Below are 22,873 nucleotides of genomic sequence, written 5' to 3' on the forward strand. Positions count from 1 at the left end.
ACATAATTACGGGTAACGAACGCGACGGAACATGCAGATGAAACGAACCACATCCGTTGCAGATGGGCGCAAGCTCGGCAACACCATTCATCGTATTCCCGTACGCGTCGCGTAAGGCGGCGGTTCCCGCCCGGCAAGGTTCGGGAGGGGAGACGGAGGTTTGCCATGGCGGCTTCACACTCGAATACCCGTGCGGTGCATGCGGGATTGTCGTGCGGCATCCTGTTTGCCATTCCGGTGGCGGCCTATGCGGTGACCCTGCCTTTCGAGGGGGCGAATGCGGTTGTGAGCGGCTGCGCGCTGCCGTTCGCGGTAGGCGCGCTCGCGGGCGTGGGAATCTACAATGCCGTGGGAATCGTCTCGGCACGCCTCGAGGAAGCCGAAGAGGCCCCAAGTGAAGAGCGCCAGAGCGTGCATCGCGCTCATGGCCGCGCTGCTGAGCGTTCCGATGCGAGCCGGTTCTTCGGATCGCGCGGTGTGCCCAAGGACGTGCCCGTGATCGCGCGCGCCCAGGGTGCTCTTTCCGAACAGGACGCTTGGGCGGATATCGACGCCATGCTTACCGAGGACTCGCCCATTAGCTGTGACGCCTCCCGCTCCAAGGACATCTACGAGATCGCACTCGAGGAACTGCGCCGCGAGGCTGCCGCTTCCACGCACGCGGGGCATACGTCCGCGTGGGCGGCCTCTGCGCCCGGTAACGCGTCCGTCCCTCGTCGAGCCTCGACTCCCAGCGCCGCACCTGCGGTCGCGAATGCGCCTACGACGGGAATGGCGTACGCCGAAGCTCCCGTGCAGGGGGTGGGCGCTGATACCACGGCGACCTATCTCTCGCTTGCCGAGCAGATGGCGGCAACCGGTCGTGTTGGGGATTTTGAGGAGCTCGATACCCAGGCTGCTCGCCAAGCGGCCCTGGACTCGCTCGACCACATGGACGAGACCTCATTCGATCAGGTGCAGGTGCCGGCTGCCCAACCCGTTTCGCCGTATCGCGCCGAGGCTTCGCGTCCCGTCGCGGTCCGAGAGCCAAGTGCTTCCGTTGCCGATGACGCAGCCGATCCGCTGGTTCCCATGGCAGATTACTCTGGTCATGAAGATATGTGGGCATCAGCTCTGGATGTCCTCGCCGAGGACGCTCCCGCACACGCCGTAGCGGGCGACCAAGGCTATATCGGCAAGCATGCTCGCGGGAGAACCTCCGCTACGACGATGCCGAGCATCATCCCGCCGAGCTCGGAGCGCGCGCGTGCCGTGGCGGAGGGCGCTCGCGTCACGCAGCGCCATCAGCATGTGAACGAGCTTATCGAAGAGGAGCTGGGCCATGCTCCTATCCAGAGCGTCCGCCGCTCGAGCCACGAGTACCTCCGCGTCATCCAAGGTGGAACCGCCTCGTTCCCTCGTTTCCGTGCTGAGGCGTAGCGTGCGACTACCCGCCCGCATCGAGATCTCGAAACCCTGGCTGGCGGCGACTTTCGTGGTCGCCGTCGCCATTTGGGCAAATTCTCTTGTGCCAGGGGTGAGCAGCGATGCTGCAAGCACCTCGGTCGCCTCGTCGCTCAAGGAGGCGATCGCGGCGCTTGGCTTCGCGGCCGAGTGGGTCTCGAACCTGCTCGTGAGGAAGATGGGTCACCTTCTCGAATACGCTCTGCTCGGTGCTGTGGCGATGCGGGCGTTCTCTCCGAGCGGGCGCCCACATGGAGCCGCGTCGCTCTGCCTCATCGCGCTCCTGGCAATCGTACCCGCGCTCGACGAAACGATCCAGCTCTTCGTGCCAGGAAGATCCGGGCTCGCGACCGATGTCCTGATCGATTGGTGCGGATGCGCATTCGGGGCGGCGGTGGTTTGGCTGCTTTTGCCCATCTGGTCCAAGCGTTCGAAGCGAAGGAACGCACCCAATCGATGAACTCAAGCAAATAGCAGCGAAAACGTGCTGAACTATGGATGGTGGGGTTGGGAGGAAGGGCGATGATGTGTGGTGCGCTGCACCGGCTCGCCACATTTTCAAAAAAGATACTTGCATCCGAGCCGCTGTGCTGTAATAATAATCAAGCGCTTTGGCGCACGTGGAAACATGGTGGGTGTAGCCCAGTTGGCTAGAGCGCCGGGTTGTGGTCCCGGAGGTCCAGGGTTCGAGCCCCTGTACCCACCCCACAGTTTTGACAACGGACCGGTAGCTCAGCTGGTAGAGCAGGGGACTCTTAATCCCAAGGTCCAGGGTTCGAACCCCTGCCGGTCCACCATTTGAATTTCGAAGCCAGGTTTATCGCCTGGCTTTTTAATATGAGCTGAACATTGTCAAGAGGCAAAACCGGCCCGACCGCCCGCGGAGCTACCGCGACCGGTCGGGCCTACCTATCTTCACCCGGGGGCGCCGCCGCTTGAGGGCGTGTCTGTTCGACGCACGTTCGGCATTCTAATATCCGCGCGTGGCCTCGTCGGCTGCGCATTTCGTTGCTACGGCTGGGGGCCTCGGCCGAAGTCTGTATGGCGGGCGTGGCGGTTCCCCGCTGCCCATAAAAAGAGACTCGAGTGGCCTCCCAACGGCCTCGAACGCGGCGGGCCCCGGGGTCGGACCCTGTTTCGCTCGGGCGGCCGCTACTCCGCGGCCATCCTCGCTATCGCCCAGGCCCAGCACGCCATCTCGCGCGCGGTGGCGCAGTTGGCGACGACGGGGCGCTTGCCGGCCCCCGCCATCGCCTCCCTGCGGTCGATGAGCCTGCGGTTGCACTTCGTCGCGTGCCTCCTCACCGCGGGGGCGACCTCCTGGCCCGGGGCGAGCGGCTTCGGGTCGCGCGAGGACATCGGCACGTGCCAGGCGGCCTCGACGAGGGCGGAGCGCACGTGGGCGTTGCCCGCCCGCGTGATCCCGCCCTTCGACGACGTCTCACCGCTCGAGTGCTCCGAGGGCGTGAGGCCGCACCACGACGCGAAGGACGGGGCGGTGGGGAAGCGGGAGAAGTCGCCCGCCTCGCAGGCGAGCAGGAACGCCGTGGCGACGTCGAAGCCCTTCACGCACCTGAGGGCGTCGACGACGGGCCTCCACTCCGGCCTCCCGGCCGACTCGGCGACCTTCCCCGCCAGCTCGTCGCGCGCCTCCTGGCAGCGCCTCACGCAGTCGCGGTAGTGCTCGTAGGCGGCGGCGTCATCGGGCTCGTCGAACTCGATCGCGTCGGCCCACTTCCAGTACGCGCGCGTCCAGTTGCCCCTCCTGCGCCCGGTCGGCGTCGACTCGTCGAAGACGTGGCCGTGGCGCAGCAGGAACTTCGACATCCGCTGCTTGGCGCGCTGGAGGTCGTCGCGCGCGTCGGCGAGGGCCCGCGACAGGTCGCGGGCGGCCTCGGTGCGCTCGTCGGGGACCCACACCTCGACGACGTTCCTGGTCGCGAGCAGGCGCGCCAGGAACTCGGCGTCGCGCCTGTCGGTCTTCCTGCCCCTGTCGGCGGCGGGCCGCTGCATCTTGGAGACGGCGCCCACGACGCAGTCCAGGCCGAGCGCGCGCAGGGCGCGGCAGAGGTGGAAGCCGGTGACCCCGGACTCGTAGACGGCCCTCGGGGACTCGAAGCCGAGCGCCCACTCGGCGACCGCCGCCGGGTCGTAGCCGAACGAGGCCCGCTCGGCCTCGCCTGTCATCGGGTTCAGGGCGAAGGCCTTGATGCTGCGGGCGTGGACGTCGAGACCGATGGCTGTGACATAATGGGACATGGCCCCTCCTCTGTCGTATGTGGCGCGCGGCCACGGTTGCGGGATACGACCATTGTCGCCCGACCCACGGACCTGCGACAGGAGGAGGGGCTCAATGTTCAGCTCATATCGTCTGTTTCCGCTCCTCAATGAGGAGCGGGCGGTTTGAAGGATGCCCCTTCACTTGGTCTACACGGCTGATTGCTTTTTTATTTGCTGAACAAGGACGGTATCCCATGGTGGCCCTGAGGTACTATGGTGGGGCAGCGCACGGAAAGTTGCCTTGCGCGCTGCAACGACCTTGTAGCTGTATCCGGGAGATGGATTATGCAAACAACGGATAACGAGTCCCGCACGCCCGAGGGCGGTCTGGTGGTCAACCCCAATAAGGAGGAGACGCGCGTCGTCGATGGCGTTACCTACAGCAGGTTTGGGGTGCGCACGCATGTGCTCGACCAAAGTGACGATATCTGCGAGGTAGCCCAGCGCTACGTCGGGCCGCTTATCGAGCCTGGCGATACGATCTTCCTGTCGGAAAAGGCGCTCGGATGCACGCAGGGTCGCGCCGTCAAGCTCACCGATATCCACCCGCGCCCCCTTGCGCGCTTGCTCAGCAGGTTCGTCACCAAGACGCCGGCGGGAATCGGCCTCGGTATGCCCGAAACCATGGAGATGGCCTTTCAGGAGGTCGGCACGGCGCGGATCCTGCTCGCCACGGTCGCCGCGGTGGCTGGGAAGCTTGTCGGCAAGCGCGGCTGGTTCTACCTTGTCGCGGGCCGCAAGGCGGCATCGATCGACGGTCCGTGCTCGTACACGCTGCCGCCCTATAACCAGTATGTCTCACTCGCGCCGGCTGAGCCTTCGCAAGCCTGCGAGGATATCGCCCGTGCGCTTGGCGGCGAGGTGTCGGTTGCGGTGATCGACCTCAACGACCTCGGCGGCGAGGTGCTTGGATCGTATGGCTTGCCGTATTCCCCGGAGACGCTCATCGAGATCTTGCGCGACAATCCGCTCGGCCAGGAATCCCAGTGCACGCCTTTCGGCATCATCAGGGCGCATAAGGCCTAGGAATCCCTCCCAAGCGCAGGGAACACCTGCGTCATTCCGTGCGCCTTGTTCGACATGGGCGCATTTACCGCTGTCTGCCGCTCTGTTTCGGGTTAAAATACTCTCTGCATGTCGGCTTCGGCTGGCCGTATCGCTATGGCTCGCCGGATACAAGCACAACAGAGAGGAGAGGCATGCAGTACTCAGCAGAAGTGGAGAACATGTGCCCCGTCGCCAAGGGCGCATACCACGGTCCTGCGCCCATCCCGGAGGAGGGCCAGTGGATCAAGGCGAAGGAGATCAAGGACATCTCCGGTCTCACGCACGGCGTTGGCTGGTGCGCGCCGCAGCAGGGCGCGTGCAAGCTCACGCTCAACGTCAAGGAGGGCGTCATCGAGGAGTGCCTCGTCGAGACCCTCGGCTGCTCGGGTATGACCCACTCCGCGGCCATGGCCTCCGAGATCCTTCCCGGTAAGACCATCCTCGAGGCTCTTAACACCGACCTCGTGTGTGACGCCATCAACGTCGCCATGCGCGAGCTGTTCCTCCAGATCGTGTACGGCCGCAGCCAGACCGCGTTCTCCGAGGGCGGCCTGCCCGTGGGCGCCTCCCTCGATGACCTCGGCAAGGGCCTGCGCTCGCAGATCGGCACCATGTTCGGCACCAAGGCCAAGGGTGCTCGCTACCTCGAGCTTTCCCAGGGCTATGTCACCCGCATGGCGCTTAACGACAAGAACGAGATCATCGCATTCGAGTTCCTGAACCTCGGCAAGTTCACCGATGCCCTCAAGAAGGGCGTGGCTCCCGAGGACGCCATCAAGGGCGCCATGGGCCATTATGGCCAGTGGGAAGCCGCTGCTAAGTACATCGATCCGCGCACGGATGAGGAGACGCACACCGTCGAGTCCGTGTTCCCGGTTCACGAGTAGAAAGGGAGGGACTGAATCATGGCTGTTAGCTTCGAAGGTTACGAGCGCCGCATCGACAAGATCAATGCATGCCTCGCCGAGAACGGCATCTCCTCCCTCGAGGAGGCTCTCCAGATCTGCCAGGACAAGGGCATTGACCCGCGCGAGATCGTGGCAGACGTCCAGTCCATCGCGTTCGAGAACGCCAAGTGGGCCTACACCCTCGGCTGCGCGCTGGCCATCAAGAAGGGTGCCAAGAGCGCGTCTGAGGCTGCTGCGATCATCGGCGAGGGCCTGCAGGCCTTCTGCGTGCCCGGCTCCGTTGCCGAGGACCGCAAGGTCGGCCTTGGCCACGGCAACCTGGGTGCCATGCTCCTTGGTGACGACACCGAGTGCTTTGCATTCCTCGCCGGTCACGAGTCCTTCGCTGCCGCTGAGGGTGCCATCGGCATCGCGATGAACGCCAACAAGGCCCGTAAGAAGCCGCTGCGCGTCATCCTCAACGGTCTTGGCAAGGATGCTGCCCAGATCATCGCCCGCATCAACGGCTTCACCTATGTGAAGACCCAGTTCGACTACTACACGGGCGAGCTCAAGGTCGTCGAGACCATTCCGTACAGCGATGGCCCGCGCGCCGAGGTCAACTGCTACGGTGCCGACGACGTCCGCGAGGGCGTTGCCATCATGTGGCACGAGAACGTCGACATCTCCATCACCGGCAACTCCACCAACCCCACGCGCTTCCAGCACCCGGTCGCCGGCACGTACTTCAAGGAGCGCGTGCTCGCCGGCAAGAAGTACTTCTCCGTGGCTTCGGGTGGCGGCACCGGCCGTACGCTGCATCCGGACAACATGGCCGCTGGTCCCGCCTCTTACGGCATGACCGACACCATGGGCCGTATGCACTCGAGCGCCCAGTTCGCAGGCTCTTCTTCGGTGCCTGCGCACGTCGATATGATGGGTCTCATCGGCATGGGCAACAACCCCATGGTCGGCTGCACCGTCGCGTGCGCCGTCGCCGTGAACGCCGCTCTGAACGAGTAGCCATCGTCTCATAGTCGCTTGACGGCCTATGACGCCGCCCGGGGCACGTGCTTCGGGCGGCGTTTGTGTTTTGTGAGGAAGAGCGGTTGCCGAGCAACATGGCGGGAATGCTGCGGTTGGGAGTGCCTTGGTCGGGGGTGCCGCGGCTAGAAAGACATCTGTCCAAATCTCGGCATCTCGATGAGTGCTCTAAAATCGAGATGAGGGCAGATAGCCAGAATCGGCTTCAAATTGTCCGATTCTGGCCTTACAACTGCATCTCGATATCCCCGGTAAGAATTCGAGGGCATCGAGATGCACGAAAATAGCCAGAATCGTTCCCTGGCAGAGGGATGGCTCCTCAAGAAGGTTTTGCGGGAATCCTGCACGCCCGCTCTTTACGACAGTACGCACTCCTCAAGTGAGCGCGATTTGTTCTTCCAGATGATGTTCGCGATCACGCGTGGCTCCTCGGGGCAGCCGTTCTTGATCCAGAGCCAGATGACGGAAGTCACGCCTGCGAGCATCATCTCGCGCCCGTAGGTTTCGGGCACGCCGCCAAAGTCCAGCTTGGTTCCCGCCAGCGCCGCCCCGCGCTCGACGAGACCGCCAAGGAGCTGTTTGGCGCGCTCGTATAGGCGCTGGTCGGTCCCGTTTGCGGTGAGCGCGGCGATGAGCGGGTAATTCTCCCGGATATAGGAGAGCGCTCCGAGCACGCGGCCGTATGGGATGAAGTCGCGGGAGCCGGCACCCATTTCGCCCGCGCTGTTGCCAGGCTTTTCCGCATCTCCTTCAAGGATGTCGGCGAGATTGCGATATACGGCATTGATCTGCCGTTCAAGCAGGTCGTACTTGTCGACGTAATGCGCGTAGAAGGTTCCGCGGTGGATGCCCGCTCTGCGCGTGAGGTCGCTTACGGTGATGCTGTCGAATCCGCGCTCCGCAAGGAGCGAAACGAGCGCCTCCCTGATGCGTTGCTCGGTCTTCGTTTGTCGAACCTGCGCCATGGCCGCTCCTTCGCCGCGACTGCTCTATGGTGTCTTTGTGTGCCGCATCCTTAAACGGACAGTCTGTCGCTTTTTGTTCATGGACTTAAAACAACACGTTGTCTAGTTTATATCGCAACCCATGCGGCAGGGCAATGTCTGCGAGACAGCCGGTTCTGCTCCCGACGCATGCGGTTCGAAGTGGGTATGACTCCAAACATGCTGCAGAGTGCTGCAGCAAGAGAGGACGCGCGCCATGGCGTACATAGATGTCGAAGATGAATGCAAGCGCTATCGTGCAGGCGGCACGGTGATCACGGCGAACGACCACGTGAGCTTCCAGATCGAGCGGGGCGAGCTCGCCATCGTGCTCGGCGCCTCGGGTGCGGGCAAGTCGACGGTCCTGAACATCCTGGGCGGCATGGATACCTGCGACGAGGGCCAGGTCGTCATCGACGGGCGGGACATTGCGGGCTACGGCACCCGCGAGCTCACGCGCTATCGCCGCGAGGATGTGGGCTTCGTCTTCCAGTTCTACAACCTCGTTCAGAACCTCACCGCCAAGGAGAACGTCGAGCTGGCGAGCGAGATCGTCGCGGACGCCCTGGACACCGTCGAAGTGCTCCAGATGGTGGGGCTCGGCAAGCGCATGGACAACTTCCCCGCACAGCTCTCGGGCGGCGAGCAGCAGCGCGTGGCCATTGCCCGCGCCGTGGCGAAGAACCCCAAGATCCTCCTGTGCGATGAGCCCACGGGTGCTCTCGACTACCGCACCGGCAAGCAGATCCTGCAGCTCTTGCAGGACATGAGCCGTGTGCACGGCGCCACGACCATCATCGTCACGCACAACTCCGCGATCGTGCCCATCGCCGACCGCGTGATCCATATGCACGACGGCCATGTGACCGCGATCGAGCGAAATGCTCGCCCGCAGGCCATCGCGGATATCGAGTGGTAGGTGGAGCTGATGAATCGGAGGGGCGGATCGGCTCCGCATCGCGGAAAGCGCATGCTCTGGCGCGATATCGAGCGCACGGTGGGCAAGTCGCGCGGACGTTTCGCATCGATCGTGCTGCTCATGGCACTTGGCGCCTTCGCGCTCGTGGGGCTCAACGTGGCGGGGCCCGACATGCGCATGACGGGGCGGCATTACTTCGACGAATATAACGCGGCCGACCTTACCATAATCGGAAGCCTGGGTATCGACGAGAGCGACGAGGCGGTGATCGAGGAGGCTTCGGGCATCGCCGATGTGGAGTACGGCTACATGAAGGACGTGACGGTTGAGGGCTCGCATGACGCGGTGCGCGTGAGCTCGCTGCCGGAACGCATCTCGCGCTACGAGGTGGTCGAGGGGCGCTTGCCCGAGGCGGCGGACGAGGTGGCGATCTCCGCGACCGTGGCGGACGAGTATCCGGTGGGCTCGACCATCTCCTTTACGGAGGAGCGCGACATCAGCGGCGGCTACGCGCTCGCACGCCGCGAGTTCACCGTGGTGGGCGTGGTGAACTCGTCAGAGATCGTCTCAAACCTCAACATGGGCCAGTCGCAGGCGGGTACCGGCGACCTCGCCGGCTTCGCCGTGGTGCCTGAGGACGCGTTCGATGTCAACTACCACATGGTGGCGCGCCTGCGCTTCGATGACACCCTGGGGCTCGACCCGTATAGCCAGGAGTACCTGGACAAGGTCGCGGCGCACAAGGAGGAGCTCGAGGAGCTGCTCGAGGGACGCGGTGCGCACCGGTTGGCCGTGGTGCAGGGTGAATTCGACGAGCAGATCGCCGACGGCCAGGCGCAGGTCGACGATGCACAGGCGCAGCTGGATGATGCTGCGGCCGAGCTCGCGGATGCGTCTGCCCAGCTTGCCGATGCGCGCGAGCAGATCGCTGCGTACGAGGGTGAGCTCGGCAATGCGGCGGCTCAGCTTGCAGACGGCCGGGCCACGCTCGATGCGACCTGGGGTCAGCTTGAGGCGGCGAAGGATCAGCTCGATGCCGGCCGCAGCCAGCTGGCTACCAGCGAGCTGCAGCTCTCCACGGCAGCGCAGAATCTGGCAAGCGGCAAGCAGGAGCTTGCGACGAGGCAGCAGGAATACGATGCGGGCGTAGCCGAGGCAGACGCGGCGCAGCAGCAGATCGATACGGCGCGGACGAAGCTCGAAGACGGTAAATCCCGGTACGAGCAGGGGATCGACCAGCTTGAGGCGGCGATTGACCGGGCTTCGGCAGCCGGAGAGGACGCGACGGCGCTTGAGGGGCAGCTCACCCAGCTCAAGGCGGCATACGATGCGTTCATGAACGTCGATGCCGATCCCGGTGCAGCGGGCAACGACGGCGGCTACCATGCCTGTATCCAGGCGCTCGACGCGGCGCAGACCGAGCTTGACGGCAAGTTCAGCGAGCTTGCCACCGCGGAGGAGCAGCTCGAGGCTGCGCGCCAGGAACTCGCCCAACAGCAGCAGCGCTACGACGCCGGCTATGCGGCGTACCAGCAGGGCGTCGCTTCATATAACGAGAACCTCAGCGCATACCAGAGCGGCCTCGCCGCCTGGCAAGCGGGTGCGGAAGAGCTCGCCGCAAAGACCGGGGACTACGAGGCTGCTGCAGCCCGGATCGAGGCGGTGAGGACGGAACTCGCCGAAAACCAGGCAGCCTACGAGGATGGCCTTGCCCGGTACAACGAAGAGCTTCCTCAAGCTGAGCAGCAGATAGCCGATGCGGAAGCGGAGCTCGCAGATGCCCGCGAGACGCGCGACACAATCGAGGACCCCGCCTACGCCGTGTACAATCGCCGCGAGATTCCCGGTGCGGAGGGCTATACCGTCTACGCGACCATCTCGGAGATCGTGGACGCCATCGCGCGCATCTTCCCGTACTTCCTCTATTTCGTTGCGGCGCTCGTGACGTTCACCACCATGGCGCGCATGGTCGATGAGGAGCGCATCAACGCGGGAACGCTTAAGGCGCTCGGCTACGATGACCGTGATGTCATCAAGAAGTTCTCGTTCTATGGTGCGGTGGCGGGCTTCACGGGCACGATGCTCGGCGTCATCGCCGGCCACACGATCCTGCCGCTCATCGTGTGGGCAGCCTACCAGCATGCCTACACCATGCCGTTGATCGAGCTGCATGCCCATCTTGATGTGACGCTCCTCGCTCTCGTGTTCTGCTTCGTCGCCGCCGTGCTTCCCGCTGTCACGGTGGCCAAGCGCGAGGTTCGGGAGAAGCCTGCGGCGCTGCTGCTGCCCAAGCCGCCTGCAGCAGGGTCGAAGATCCTGCTCGAGCACGTGCGCCCGGTGTGGCGACGCCTCTCGTTCACGCAGAAGGTCACGGCACGCAACCTCTTCCGCTACAAGAGCCGCGCGCTCATGACCATCGTGGGCGTGGCGGGCGCCGCGGCGCTCCTGTTCACGGGCTTCTCGGTGCAGCATTCCGTGGGCGGCATCGGCGACCGCCAGTTCGGCGAGCTCATCGATTACGATCTCATCGTGGCGGAAAGCTCGCATGTGTCGGACGAGAGCCAGGCGGCGATCGACGAGGTGCTCAATTCAAACGAGGTTTCAAGCCATGCGCCCATCCGGTACGAGACCGTCACGAAGGAAGCGGGCAGCAAGGGCGACACGCAAAACATCACCCTGCTCGTAGCGCAGGACGGAACCGACTTCTCGGACTATATCACCCTGCAGAATCGCGTGACGGGCGAGGCGCTCGACCTGCCGAGCGACGGAGCGGTGATCTCCGAGCGGCTTGCCGACCTTACGGGCGTCAGCGTGGGCGACACCCTTACCTTCAAGGACGAAGACGGCGCCGAGCGCGAAGTGCGCGTCTCGGGTATCTGCGAGATGTACGTCATGCATTTCATGTTCATGAGCGAGAGCTGCTACGAGCAGGTGTTCAGCCAGGCTTATCAGTCGAACGCATACGTGGCGAAGCTCGCTGACGGGAGCCTTGCCAACACGCAGGACATGGCGGCGCGGTTCATGGAGCTCGACGGCGTGATGGGCGTGGTGCAGAACACCATGTACATCAACCAGGTGAACACCATCGTGCGGTCGCTCAACATGATCATGTGCGTGCTCATCGTGGTGGCGGCGATGCTCGCGGTGGTGATCGTGTACAACCTTGTGACCATCAACGTATCAGAGCGCATCCGCGAACTCTCGACCATCAAGGTGCTCGGCTTCTACGAACGCGAGGTGACGATGTACATCTACCGCGAGACCATCCTGCTCTCATGCATCGGCGTGCCGGTGGGCTGGGGGATCGGGCGGTTGCTGCAGCTCTACATCATCAGCGCGGTGCCGCCAGAGGAGCTTATGTTCAACCCGGCATGCGGTGCTCTGGCCTTCGTGATGCCAGTGGTCGTGGTCGCTGCAGTGGTGGCGGCGATGTATTTCGTGGTGAACAGAAGGCTGAGGAACGTCGACATGTTGGAGGCGCTCAAGAGCGTGGACTAGGGTGGCGTTCTGGGGCGCAGGGCGCAGCCGTTGTCATGGTTGATGGCTGCGCCCTCCGAGCTCCAATCGAGGTTGATGGGGTCAACATCATTTATGTGTTGGAGGTGTTTTCTCGTTACCGTGCCTTGTGTGCCCGCTCCGAGGGAAGTGTTAGGTGCGGTGTCGGGATTCGATCTTCTGATACCAGCGTGAAGTTCCTAGGATGGTGGCGCTGGATGCCCAAATGTCCAGAAAAGTGGATCTCGGTGAGAGCTGAAAAATCGAGATGCCGCTGGATAGTCAAAATCGGCTCCAAACTGGTTCGTTCCGGCTAAATAACGGCATCTCGACATCTTCGACACGAATCGAGAGACATCGAGATGCATGAAAATAGACAGAATCGCATTCGCTGCGCGGAGGCTGCCGCCCTCTGACCAGTGCCGCTTCCGGTGCGGACGACCTGTTTTCCGAACGCTATCTTATGCCTGCTAGTCAAGCATTCCATCGAGCGTGCGCCAGGCGAGCTCGGCGCACTTCACGCGGGCGGGCATATGTGAGATGTCCTTGAGCTGCGCCGCCTCATCCAGGTCCTCGTAATCCTCCTCGGAGAGCTCGTCGCCGCGAATCATCGCGAGGAAGAGCCCGGATAGGCGCTTGGCTTCCTTGACCGTCTCGCCGGTGATGAGGTCTGCCATGATATCGGCCGATGCCTGGCTGATGGCGCAGCCGTGTCCGGTGAAACTCGCCTCCTCGATCACGTCATCCTCGATACGCAGCTGAAGCGTGAGCTCGTCGCCGCAGCTAGGGTTGATGCCGTCGTGGCTATGGGTGGGGGAGTCCATCTCGTACTTGTAGTCCGGATGCGAGTTGTGCTCCATGAACGTCGTGGACGTGTAGATGTTTCCCATGCGGAATGCTCCTTGGTCTGCGGTTATCCGTTGAAGGTGCGCCAGACGGTCCCGAGGCCGTCGATGAAGGCGTCCACGTCGTGCTTGTCGTTGTAGAACGCCAGACTGGCGCGGCAGCAGGCGAGGTTCTCGACGCCGAGCCAGGTGAGCAACGGCTGGGCGCAGTGGTGGCCGGCGCGGATGCAGACCCCTTGCATATCGAGGATGCTCGCGACGTCGTGCGGGTGGATTCCATCGATGTTGAAGCTAATGACGCCATGGTGGCGGTCCCAGTAGATCGATCCGATGATCGTAACGTATGGTAGCTCGACGAGCCTGCTCATGGCGTAGTGGACGAGGGCGGCTTCGCGCGCCTGCACGGCATGGTAACTGACTTGGTTCACCAGATAGTCGAGGGCGGCGCCGGTGGCGTAGATGCCTGCGGCGTCTTGCGTGCCTGCCTCGAATTTCTCCGGTACCGGGGCCCAGACGGCGCCCTGTTCGGTCACGGAGTCGATCATCTCGCCGCCGGTGAGGAAGGGTTCCATCGCGTCGAGGAGCTCGAAGCGTCCCCAGAGCACGCCGATGCCCATGGGGCCTAGGGCCTTATGGGCAGAAAACGCGAGGAAATCAGCCCCAAGCGCGCGCACGTCAACGGGTAGGTGCGGGACCGACTGCGCGGCATCGACCACGAGGTAGCCGCCCTGCTCATGCACCGCGCGGCCGAGCTTCTCGATGGGATTCTCGACCCCGAGGACGTTCGACACATGCGTTGCCGCAACGATCTTGGTGCGCGGTCCGATCTTGGCGGCGATTTCTTCGTCGGTGAGCTCGCCGGTCTTGGTGGGATAGAGGTAGACGAGCTTGGCGCCCGCTGCGCGGCAGGCCTGCTGCCACGGAATCAGGTTGGAGTGGTGCTCCATGATGGTGATGGCGACCTCGTCGCCCTCCTCGAGCACGCTAGGTGCAAACGAACGGGCCACGATGTTGAGCGACTCGCTCGTGTTGCGCGTGAAGACCACCTCGCGTGCTTGCGGTTTGCCGGCATCGTCGACGGCGCCGATGAAGCCGGCGATCTGCGCGCGCACGCGGGCGATGGCATCGGTCGCCTCGACGGAGAGGCTGTAGAGGCCTCGCAGCGGGTTGGCGTTCATCGTCTCGTAGAAGCGCTTCTGTGCGTCCAGGACGCAGGCTGGACGCTGCGCGGTGGCGGCGCTGTCCAGAAAGGCGATATCCGGATGCTCGGTGAAGAGCGGGAAAGCCGCTTTGTAGGGGTTTGTCTCGATGTCGACGCGCGGCCAGGCGCGTGATGCGGCATCACTTGCGTCCACCACGCCCGGTGCCGGTGCGGTGCAGCTCTCGCAAGCTACGGAATCGGTATCGATCATGCGGCATCTCCTTCGAGTTCCTCGGCAAAGCCGTCAATGAGCCGGTTGCCCAAGCGCAGGATGGCGGCTCGGATGCGCTCGTCTGGCGCGGAGAGCGCGGCATCCTCGAGCTTGGCGCGGATGAAGAGGGCCTCGGCATCCTCGGACGATACTCCTCGGCTCTCGAGGTAGAACAGCTGCTCGGGCCGTACGTGCCCGATGGTGGCGCCGTGGTTGCCCGCGACGTCGTCTTCATCGCAGAGGATGGTCGGGACGGTCTTGTTCTCCACACCCTCGTCGGCGATGAGGACGGTTTCGCGCTCGGTGCCTTCGCTGCCCTTGCAACCATGCACGAGGTCGATCGTTCCGCGCAGGCATTTCTTGCTCGAACCGGCGAGTACGCCGTTCGCGATGATGTTCGAGATGGTCCTCTTGCCACGATGGCGAACGACGTAGTTGAAATCGCGCCGCTCGCTCCCGGAGGCAAGATAGCGCGTATCGATGTCGATGCGGGCGGTGTCTGAGCGCAGGTCCGCCGCCATGCCGGTTGCAGTGACGCCGCCTCCCAGGACGATGTGGCGCACCTGGACGCGCGCGCCCTCATCGAGTACGTAGCCCGAGTCATCGACTGCTACAAAGCCAGCGTCCGCGGTGACGTAGACGGTGACATCGACGTGCGAGTGCGCGCCAGCGAAGACGCGCAGCTCCGAGCCGATGACGCCGGCGGGCCCTTGGTTGGAGGATGCGTCGTCGGAGCTGCCGGGAGCGGCGTCGAGGGCGATGGTGAGCGAGAGGGAGGAGTCCGGCGCTGCCACGGCGTCGATGCTCGCGGCGACCGTTGTCCCGGCGTCACCCGTCACCCGGATGGTCGCCTCGCCGGTCGAACCCGCCTCGGTTGCGATCGTCACGGTCTCGCCGGCGGCGAAGTTCAGGTAGGAGCGGGCGTCCATGCCGATGCCCGTCTCGAAGGCTCGCGTGACATCGCCTGCGACCTCTTCGAGCGTGGCGCGCTTCTGGTAGCGGGAGAGGGCAGGCGTGTCGAGGTCGCCAAGGGAGCCGTCTGACGTCTCCCGCCCGCCGGCACCTTCTTGGTCCATCTGGGCGGCACGTACGCAAGCTCGGTCATCCGTAGCGTTTGCGCGCTTGGCATCCAGGTGCTCTTGTAGCTCGGCTAAAGCACCTTCGAACGTCGATGCGGTATCGAGCAGGGTGTCCGGGGCCTCGATCTCGATATCGCCGCCGCGCGCGAGCGCTGCGGGCAGGGAGATCTCGGTATCGTTCATGCGCAGCCAGCTCCACGTGGGGGCAGGCATGGCGCTGGCGTGCTTGATCTTCAGCTGCTCCATCAGCCGATCGCCCCTTCCATCTCGAGCTTGATCAGGTTGTTCATCTCGACGGCGTATTCGAGCGGTAGCTCCTTGGCCACCGGGTTCGCGAAGCCGTTCACGATCATGGCACGCGCCTCCTCCTCGGGGACGCCGCGGCTCATGAGGTAGAAGATCTTGTCGTCGCCGATGCGACCGATGGTTGCCTCGTGGCCGATGTCGACGTTCTTGGCGCGTACGTCCATCGCCGGGATGGTGTCCGAGCGGGATTCGTCATCGAGCATGAGCGAAGCGCAGCTCACGCTCACGCGTGCGCCCTCGGCCTTGGGCGTCACCACAACGGAGCTGCGGAAGGTTTGGATTCCGCCACCCTTTGAGATGCCCTTGGTCTCGACCGTGGCGCTTGTGTCGGGGGCGTTGAGCACCACCTTGCAGCCGGTGTCGAGGTTCTGCCCCGCGCCGGCGAAGGTGATGCCCGTGAAGCTCGAGCGGCTCTTGCGGCCGTTCAGCACGCTCATGGGGTAGAGGTAACCCACGTGGCTGCCGAAGCTGCCGCTGATCCACTCGATCTCGCCCTCGTCGTCTACGCGGGCGCGCTTGGTGTTGAGGTTGTACATGTTCTTCGACCAGTTCTCGATGGTCGAGTAGCGCAGGTGCGCGCGCTTGCCCACGAAGAGCTCCACGGCGCCCGCGTGCAGGTTGGCCACGTTGTACTTGGGCGCCGAGCAGCCTTCGATGAAGTGCAGGTCGGCGTCGTCCTCGACGATGATGAGGGTGTGCTCGAACTGGCCCGCGCCCTTGGCGTTCAGGCGGAAGTAGCTCTGAAGCGGGAAGTCGAGCTTGACGCCTTTCGGCACGTAGACGAACGATCCGCCGCTCCATACCGCGCCGTGGAGCGCGGCGAACTTGTGGTCCGTGGGCGGGATGAGCGTCATGAACTTGCTCCGGATGAGCGCCTCCCACGCGGGCTCGTGGAGGGCCTCCTCGATACCGGAGTAGACGATGCCCATCTTGGCTGCAGTGTCCTGCATGTTGTGGTACACGAGCTCGGAGTCGTACTGCGCGCCCACGCCGGCAAGGTAGCTGCGCTCTGCCTCGGGGATGCCCAGGCGCTCGAACGTGTTCTTGATGTCGTCGGGCACCTCGTCCCACGTGGCCTGCTGGTCGGTGTTGGGCTTCACGTAGGTGACGATGTGGTCCATGTCGAGGCCCTGGATGCTGGGGCCCCAGGTCGGGTTGGGCATCTTGCGGTAGATCTCGAGTGACTTCAAGCGGAAGTCGAGCATCCACTCGGGCTCGTCCTTGCGCTCGGAGATCTCGCGGACGATGTCGGGCGTGAGGCCGGCATCGAGCCGTTCGAAGCCCTCCTCGCTGTCGGTTATGTCGTAGAGGGTGCGGTCGATGTCCGCGACCTCGGTGCGTTGCTTGGCCACGTCAGCCTCCTAGCGAGCGTTCTCGGCCGCGTCGTTCTCGGCGGCGCGCTCGAAGCTCTCGAAGCCGTTCTCGTCGATCCAGTCGATGAGCGAGGCGTCGTCCTCGCGCACCACGCGGCCGTTTACCATCACGTGCACGCGGTCGACGTCGAGGTGCTCGAGGATGCGCGTGTTGTGCGTGATGATGAGCAGCGTCCCGTCCGTGCTCTTGCGATAGAGATCCATGCCGCGCGAGACCACGCCGAGCGCGTCGACGTCGAGGCCGGAGTCGGTCTCGTCGAGAATCGCGAGCTTGGGCTGGAGCAAAAGAAGCTGCAGCATCTCGACCTTCTTCTTCTCACCACCCGAGAAGCCCACACCCAGTTCGCGGTTGAGGTAAGCGGGGTCCATGTCGAGTTCGGCGCAGAGCTCCTTCATGCGGCGGCGGAACTCCTTGCCGCGCATCTCCAAGCCGGGACGGCCGGCGATGGTGGCGCGCAAAAAGCTCGACAGCGGCACGCCGGGGATTTCGACCGGAGCCTGGAAGGACAGGAAGATGCCGGCGCGCGAGCGCTTGTCGGGCGATAGGTCGCTCATATCCTGCCCATCGAAGAGGATGGTGCCCGCATCTTGCGTGTAGGCCGGATCGCCCATGATGAGGTGGCCGAGCGTGGACTTGCCTGCGCCGTTGGGTCCCATGAGGACATGGGTTTCACCTGCGGGTATGTTGAGGTTGACGTCATGTAGGATGGTCTTCTCGTCGACCGAGGCGGTGAGGCCGTCGACGGAGAGCAGAGGCGAGATGGGCATGGTGTGCTCCTTGCGATGCGCTCGGATGTTAATCCTAGGAATTATCTCGGATTAAAGATAAGATGAAAAGTCGTGAAGTCAAGTTTAATTCCGAGTATTCCACTAGGAATTCAACGAGAGCGGATGCATACCATGCTTCATCTGCGCATGCTCATGCAACCTGATCGATGAGCGCTTCGTCGGTTGGCATGTTCCGCGCCTCGATCGTCTTGTCCGCCCACGCCATCATGAGGCGTTCGCACCGTTAGGGGGTAGCTGATGCTTATATCGTCCAAGGGCCGCTACGCCCTGCGCCTCATGGTTTACATCGCGGCGTTCGGTGGGGCGGAGGGCAAGGTCGCCCTGCGAGAGATCGCCGACCGTGAGGACATCTCGCTCAAGTACCTCGAGCAGCTTGTTCGCCCGCTCATGCAGGCAGGTTACCTGCGAAGTGTGCGCGGCAAAGCCGGCGGTTATGCCTTGGCTAAGCCCGCAGATGAGATTCGCGCTGGCGACATCCTGCGCGTCGCAGAGGGAACCACGGCTCCGGTGGCTTGCGAGGGGCTCGACGGCGCTTGCGCCCGTGCCGGCCTGTGTTCCACGGTGAAGTTCTGGACCGGTTTGGACGCCGTGATCGAGGAGTACGTCGACGGCGTGACCCTTGCCGACCTTGCTCGCGTGCCCGAGATCGACCTGGGCATCTAGCGCGCGTCGTGCCCTGGTTCCAAGGAACTGCCTAGCCGTTGCGCCAGCCCGCCATCTGCATCTGCCTTGCGCTTGGCTAGGCGCTTGCGACTCCCTCGGGCGCTGTTTCAAGTTGAACTCGAACCTTAATTGAATTGGGCGAACCTCGCTGGTTTGTATTGACCCTGCTTCTAGACCCTTGCCATACTGGACGGGCCCTCGGGCGCTTGCTGCAACCGTATCGTATCCACACTCGCTCGCAAGAGCCTCGTCAAGGAGGACACTATGAAGACGCGCCATGTTGCCGTGGCAGCCGGGCTCGCCATCTCCATCGTTTTTGGAACCGCGCAGATCTCATCTATCGCATTTGCCGAGCAGGGGGGTTCCGAGGTCTCGCAACAGGCCTCGTCGGACGCCGGCGCATCCGGCGATGTTGCTGAGCAGCTGCCCGCGCCCGCCGATTACGACCGTGCCGACTTCTACGAGGAGGCACCCGCTGCCGTTCCGATGGCTCGGTCCGCCCGGGCAGCGAGCTCATCGCTTTCCCCGGTGGCGGTTTCAAGCGAGATGAAGTACTTCACCAAGTACGAGAGCCATAGCAACTACCGGCAGGGCTTTTCGTATGGCGACGGCTACAACGCGCTCGGTTACTACCAGTTCGACCGGCGCTACTCCCTCATACCGTTCTTGAGGGCGGTCTACGATTACGATCCAACCACGTATTCGATGCTCGAACCCGTGCTTGCGCGCGCAAGCGAGGTGTCGAGCAAGAGCAGCTCCATGTACGATGCGAGCACCAGGACCTTGAGCGAACTCGGCCGTCTTGTCCAAGATGCGTGGTATGCGGCCTACGACGCCAACCCCGCTGAGTTCAGCGCGCTTCAGGATTCCTATGCTTACAACAGCTACTATGCGGTGACCGAGCGCTGGCTCGCTTCCCAGGGCATCGACCTTACCGGGCGCGCTGACTGCGTGAAGGGCATGGTTTGGGGCCTCACCAACATGTGGGGTACGGGCGGCGTGCGTCCCGTGCTCTCCGGTGCGAACCTCAGCAACGATATGACGGATCGCGAGTTCGTCACGGCGCTTGCGACCCAGATGACCGACCATATCGCCGACTACAGCAAGCAGACGCAGTATTACAAGGGCTGGACCGATCGCTATCGCAAGGAGCTCAACGACTGCTTGGCCTATATCTCCGCGGATGAAGCGGACGAGGGGAGTGGCTCGGGGGGTACGGGCGCTGCCGGCTCCGCTGATTCCGGTGCCGCGGGGGGATCCGGCGCCCCCGGTTCCAGCGATTCCAGCAGCGATGCCGACGGCCCCGTTGACGGTCCGGCAGGGGATGGCTCGGGAAGCCCTGATTCATCGCCTACCGACGATGGGGCGGGTTCGCCTAGCGTCGACGATGGCATCGACGGCGCTGATGGCGCTGGTGGCGATCATGCCGGCGATGACGGTTCCGGATCGAGCGATGGGTCCGCAGCTGCCGGAGATTCCGGTAGCGACGGCTCGGTGGGAAGTTCCGGGCAGGATTCCCCGCAGCCTTCGCCGCAGCCGCTCCCGACGGTTGATGCGGGCTCTAGCGGCGATGGGGCCTCCACGCCTTCCTCGGAGAGCCGGGAGGACGCCGATTCTGACGGTGGGCTTCCCAAGGGCGAGCCTGCCGACGGGGGCACCGGCAGTGGGGGCGATTCCTCCGGCGGCGATGCTTCCGATGGGAGCGGGCAAGCTGGAACCACGGTGACCCAGGCGCAGGACGAAGGCGCCGCCGGGGAAGATGGCGGCTCCGCCAAGGGATCCGGATCCGCGAGCCAGCAGGCGTCCGCCGTTGCCGAAGGGCAGGATGCCGAGCGCATGCCGCAGACCTCCGACCTCATCATCATGGCCGGCCTCGCTACAGCGAGCACGGCTACCTTGGGTGCCACGGCCATCATGGCTGGCCGCCGCGGACTCAAACGCTCTGGTCGCGACGACTAGGTTACCTCCTCGATCGTAAACGCCTTGCCGTCGCATGCCGTGTTCCTTGGAGCATGACGTGACGGCAAGGCCGTCGATCATCGGCACACCTCCCGCCCACTCTGCCGCCTGCTCTGCCTCGCATCCCGCAGTGTGCCATCTAGCAGCTTGCCTCGCGAATCTTGGTGACGTCATAGGCGTAGACCCACCACATGAGCCGCTCTTCCGTTCCCTGGGCGGGGTCGGGCGCGCGCCGTTCGAGGTAGAGATCGGTTTCGTGCCGGCCGAAGCGCACCCGGTAGCGTGCGGACTGCCGCCCCCGGCTCATGATGCCAAACCCGCTCGACTCGATGACTTCGTCCACAGAGAAGCTGCGTCCGTCCTTCCACATGATGCAGACGGGCTCGATTGCGCCGTCCCGTCCAAAACGGGCATAGACGTCAACGTATTCGCGGTGAACCCGTCGCCTCTCGCCATATGTCGTCGATACATACTCCATAGCCCCATTATCGAACAAAAGTTCGCTATTGCCTATCGAACATGACATGGATTCGCTGTGCGCATGGCGGCACGTGTCCGCATGATGGGTTACCATGAATCAGAACATCTGTTCGGTAGGAGGGAAGTATGGAGAGGGCAGGCGCGCGGCGCACCTACATCTGCATAGACCTCAAGAGCTTCTATGCGAGCGTTGAATGCAGCGACCGCGGCCTCGATCCGTTCGCAACCGACCTCGTGGTTGCCGATCCAGAGCGTAGCACCAATACCATATGCCTTGCTATCACGCCGTCGCTCAAGGCCAAGGGGGTGCGCAACCGCTGCCGTCTGCGCGACATCCCGGAGGACATGGCCTACATCACCGCTGTACCGCGCATGCGCCGCTACATGGAGGTCTCGGCCGAGATATACCGTACGTACCTCGAGTTCGTCTCTGCAGAGGATACGTGGCCCTATTCAATCGACGAATGCTTCATCGATGCGACTCCATACCTTGTTCTCTATGGTAGGAACGCACGCTCCTTCGCCCGCCAGCTTATAGCCCGGGTGCGCGAGCGCACGGGTATCGCCGCTACGGCGGGGATCGGTCCCAACATGTTCCTGTGCAAGGTGGCGCTCGACGTGATGGCGAAGCATGCGGACGACGGCATCGGCCGGCTCGACGACGAGTCGTTCCGGCGCGAGGTATGGTTCCATCGCCCGCTCACGGACATCTGGGGTATAGGTCACGGCATCGCAGGGCGGCTTGCCAAGCGGGGCATCTACGACCTTGCGGGGATATGTGCCGAGCGTCCGGAGATCCTGCGTGGCGAGTTCGGCAAGAACGCCGAGGTCCTCATCGACCATGCCTGGGGGCTCGAGCCGGCGACCATCGCTGACTGCCGCGGCTACGTGCCGCGCGCGCACTCGCTCGCCAACGGGCAGGTCCTCATGCGCGACTACACCTTCGACGAGGCACGCACCATCGCGCGCGAGATGGTTTTCGGGAGCTGCATGGACCTAGCGGAGAAATACCTCGCTTGCGACACGGTGGGCCTGTGGGTGGGGTATTCCAGCTCCATCCTGCGCACCTGGGACGGCGCGGGCGAGCCTCCTGCGTTGCACGGCGGCGGCCAGCGTCGTCTGGATTGCACCACGGCTTCGGAAGCCAAGATAGCAGCGGCTCTCATGGCGCTCTTCGACGATACGGTCTCGCGGCACTCTCCCATCCGACGCGTGAACATCTCGCTCATGGGCGTGGTTCCCAAGCACTTGTCCACGCGGACCCTGTTCGACGACCCCGGGGAGCTTGAGCGGGAGGAGCGTTTAGCGCAAGCCTCCGTCGCGGTGCGCAAGCGCTTCGGCGCGAACGCGCTGCTGCGCGGTACGAGCCTCATGCCCGAGGCTAACGCGCGCGAGCGCAACCGGCAGATCGGGGGCCATCGTGCGTGAGGAAGAGATCTATGCCGCACTCAAGGCCGCCTTCCCCGGCATGAAGCCGAGCGTGCCGCCCGCAGATGTGGACCCCGCGACGCGCGCCGCGCTCGACGCCGTCCCCGGTATCGAGGCCTGGGATGATCTGTCCCCGTCGGAGCGCGAGCGCCGGGAGCGCGTCCTTACGGATATTCGCCGTCGCATCGTCGAGAACGGGGTGCGCCGTGCGGTGCCCGATGCGGACCGCGGCCGCCTTTTCATGCCCTTCGCCGCGCTCACCGGCTACGACGGCATGATCGCGGACGTGGAAGATGAGGTGGGCAAGGGCTAGGCCGCCCAAGTTCTCGCGGCGAGCCGTTGTGTCGCGCCGTTGCATCGAGCTCGGTGGGCAGGCGCCGCGAATCTCTCAGGATTCTCTCAGGTTCCTTAGGCATTATGACCATGCGCCCCGAAGAGGCG

At 63.9% G+C, this 22,873-nt stretch carries 19 protein-coding genes and 2 tRNA genes; 13 read left to right on the plus strand and 8 right to left on the minus strand.

Translation table 11 applies throughout. The features are described 5' to 3' along the window. Positions 1–165 precede the first annotated feature (165 nt). The 4 genes from C1717_RS10465 (at position 166) to C1717_RS04000 (ending at position 2,240) form a co-directional block, all read left to right on the plus strand. The gene (locus tag C1717_RS10465; RefSeq protein WP_146003658.1) at positions 166–1,419 is read left to right on the plus strand and encodes a hypothetical protein; all 1,254 of its coding nucleotides are present in this window, start codon (positions 166–168) and stop codon (positions 1,417–1,419) included. A 1-nt stretch (position 1,420) separates the two neighbouring features. After that, a complete protein-coding gene (locus tag C1717_RS03990) occupies positions 1,421–1,903 on the plus strand; it encodes a VanZ family protein (protein WP_245859427.1) in 483 nt (160 codons plus the stop codon). Between the two features lie 171 nt (positions 1,904–2,074). After that, positions 2,075–2,151, plus strand: a tRNA-His gene (locus C1717_RS03995). Between the two features lie 13 nt (positions 2,152–2,164). Next, positions 2,165–2,240 (plus strand) — tRNA-Lys (locus tag C1717_RS04000). Between the two features lie 355 nt (positions 2,241–2,595). On the opposite strand, the gene C1717_RS04005 is transcribed toward C1717_RS04000, so the two are convergent. Then, on the minus strand, positions 2,596–3,702 hold the full coding sequence (locus C1717_RS04005) for an IS110 family RNA-guided transposase (RefSeq protein WP_102371612.1): 1,107 nt from the start codon (positions 3,700–3,702) through the stop codon (positions 2,596–2,598). A 306-nt stretch (positions 3,703–4,008) separates the two neighbouring features. Between C1717_RS04005 and C1717_RS04010 the strand changes: the two genes are divergently transcribed. The 3 genes from C1717_RS04010 (at position 4,009) to C1717_RS04020 (ending at position 6,680) form a co-directional block, all read left to right on the plus strand. Continuing rightward, entirely contained in the window at positions 4,009–4,749 is a 741-nt protein-coding gene (locus tag C1717_RS04010) for a coenzyme F420-0:L-glutamate ligase (protein ID WP_102371946.1), read from the plus strand. 173 nt (positions 4,750–4,922) lie between these two features. Beyond that, the gene (locus C1717_RS04015; RefSeq protein ID WP_102371947.1) at positions 4,923–5,657 is read left to right on the plus strand and encodes an iron-sulfur cluster assembly scaffold protein; all 735 of its coding nucleotides are present in this window, start codon (positions 4,923–4,925) and stop codon (positions 5,655–5,657) included. Positions 5,658–5,675: 18 nt separating this feature from the next. Next, on the plus strand, positions 5,676–6,680 hold the full coding sequence (locus tag C1717_RS04020) for a GGGtGRT protein (protein ID WP_102371948.1): 1,005 nt from the start codon (positions 5,676–5,678) through the stop codon (positions 6,678–6,680). Positions 6,681–7,057: 377 nt separating this feature from the next. On the opposite strand, the gene C1717_RS04025 is transcribed toward C1717_RS04020, so the two are convergent. Beyond that, entirely contained in the window at positions 7,058–7,666 is a 609-nt protein-coding gene (locus C1717_RS04025) for a TetR/AcrR family transcriptional regulator (protein ID WP_102371949.1), read from the minus strand. A gap of 235 nt (positions 7,667–7,901) precedes the next feature. Between C1717_RS04025 and C1717_RS04030 the strand changes: the two genes are divergently transcribed. Together C1717_RS04030 and C1717_RS04035 are read left to right on the plus strand one after the other, a co-directional pair. After that, positions 7,902–8,603 carry an ABC transporter ATP-binding protein gene (locus tag C1717_RS04030; RefSeq protein WP_102371950.1) on the plus strand — a complete coding sequence of 234 codons (702 nt, stop codon included), beginning with the start codon at positions 7,902–7,904 and terminating at the stop codon, positions 8,601–8,603. Positions 8,604–8,654: 51 nt separating this feature from the next. Continuing rightward, positions 8,655–12,101 (plus strand): ABC transporter permease, encoded by a 3,447-nt coding sequence (locus C1717_RS04035; RefSeq protein ID WP_219722274.1) that lies wholly within the window; start codon positions 8,655–8,657, stop codon positions 12,099–12,101. Positions 12,102–12,568: 467 nt separating this feature from the next. On the opposite strand, the gene sufU is transcribed toward C1717_RS04035, so the two are convergent. Genes sufU through sufC form a run of 5 tightly spaced genes read right to left on the minus strand, consistent with a single transcriptional unit; the run spans position 12,569 to position 17,881 of the window. Next, complete coding sequence (gene sufU, locus C1717_RS04040) at positions 12,569–12,988, minus strand: Fe-S cluster assembly sulfur transfer protein SufU (protein WP_102371952.1); 420 nt, start codon at positions 12,986–12,988, stop codon at positions 12,569–12,571. Positions 12,989–13,011: 23 nt separating this feature from the next. Further along, positions 13,012–14,355 carry an aminotransferase class V-fold PLP-dependent enzyme gene (locus C1717_RS04045; protein ID WP_102371953.1) on the minus strand — a complete coding sequence of 448 codons (1,344 nt, stop codon included), beginning with the start codon at positions 14,353–14,355 and terminating at the stop codon, positions 13,012–13,014. Next, complete coding sequence (locus C1717_RS04050) at positions 14,352–15,680, minus strand: SufB/SufD family protein (protein WP_102371954.1); 1,329 nt, start codon at positions 15,678–15,680, stop codon at positions 14,352–14,354. Before C1717_RS04050 ends, C1717_RS04045 begins: the two co-directional genes overlap by 4 nt. Then, complete coding sequence (sufB, locus tag C1717_RS04055; protein WP_102371955.1) at positions 15,680–17,092, minus strand: Fe-S cluster assembly protein SufB; 1,413 nt, start codon at positions 17,090–17,092, stop codon at positions 15,680–15,682. Before sufB ends, C1717_RS04050 begins: the two co-directional genes overlap by 1 nt. Positions 17,093–17,101: 9 nt before the next feature. Beyond that, positions 17,102–17,881, minus strand: a complete 780-nt coding sequence (gene sufC, locus C1717_RS04060) for a Fe-S cluster assembly ATPase SufC (protein WP_102371956.1) — start codon at positions 17,879–17,881, stop codon at positions 17,102–17,104. Between the two features lie 258 nt (positions 17,882–18,139). Here sufC and C1717_RS04065 point away from each other — a divergent pair, with 258 nt between their 5' ends. Further along, a complete protein-coding gene (locus C1717_RS04065; RefSeq protein WP_102371957.1) occupies positions 18,140–18,565 on the plus strand; it encodes an RrF2 family transcriptional regulator in 426 nt (141 codons plus the stop codon). A gap of 264 nt (positions 18,566–18,829) precedes the next feature. After that, on the plus strand, positions 18,830–20,524 hold the full coding sequence (locus C1717_RS04070) for a VgrG-related protein (protein WP_102371958.1): 1,695 nt from the start codon (positions 18,830–18,832) through the stop codon (positions 20,522–20,524). Positions 20,525–20,663: 139 nt separating this feature from the next. Here C1717_RS04070 and C1717_RS04075 read toward each other — a convergent pair whose 3' ends face one another. Beyond that, positions 20,664–21,002: a hypothetical protein gene (locus C1717_RS04075; protein WP_102371959.1), complete on the minus strand. Its 339-nt coding sequence runs from the start codon at positions 21,000–21,002 to the stop codon at positions 20,664–20,666. Between the two features lie 128 nt (positions 21,003–21,130). Here C1717_RS04075 and C1717_RS04080 point away from each other — a divergent pair, with 128 nt between their 5' ends. Both C1717_RS04080 and C1717_RS04085 read left to right on the plus strand, forming a co-directional pair. Continuing rightward, positions 21,131–22,432, plus strand: a complete 1,302-nt coding sequence (locus C1717_RS04080; protein ID WP_102371960.1) for a Y-family DNA polymerase — start codon at positions 21,131–21,133, stop codon at positions 22,430–22,432. Beyond that, the gene (locus tag C1717_RS04085) at positions 22,425–22,745 is read left to right on the plus strand and encodes a hypothetical protein (protein WP_102371961.1); all 321 of its coding nucleotides are present in this window, start codon (positions 22,425–22,427) and stop codon (positions 22,743–22,745) included. The genes C1717_RS04080 and C1717_RS04085 overlap by 8 nt, the downstream gene beginning before the upstream one ends. Positions 22,746–22,873: the final 128 nt, after the last annotated feature.

The sequence above is a fragment of the Enorma phocaeensis genome (assembly GCF_900186505.1).
GTDB lineage: Bacteria > Actinomycetota > Coriobacteriia > Coriobacteriales > Coriobacteriaceae > Enorma > Enorma phocaeensis.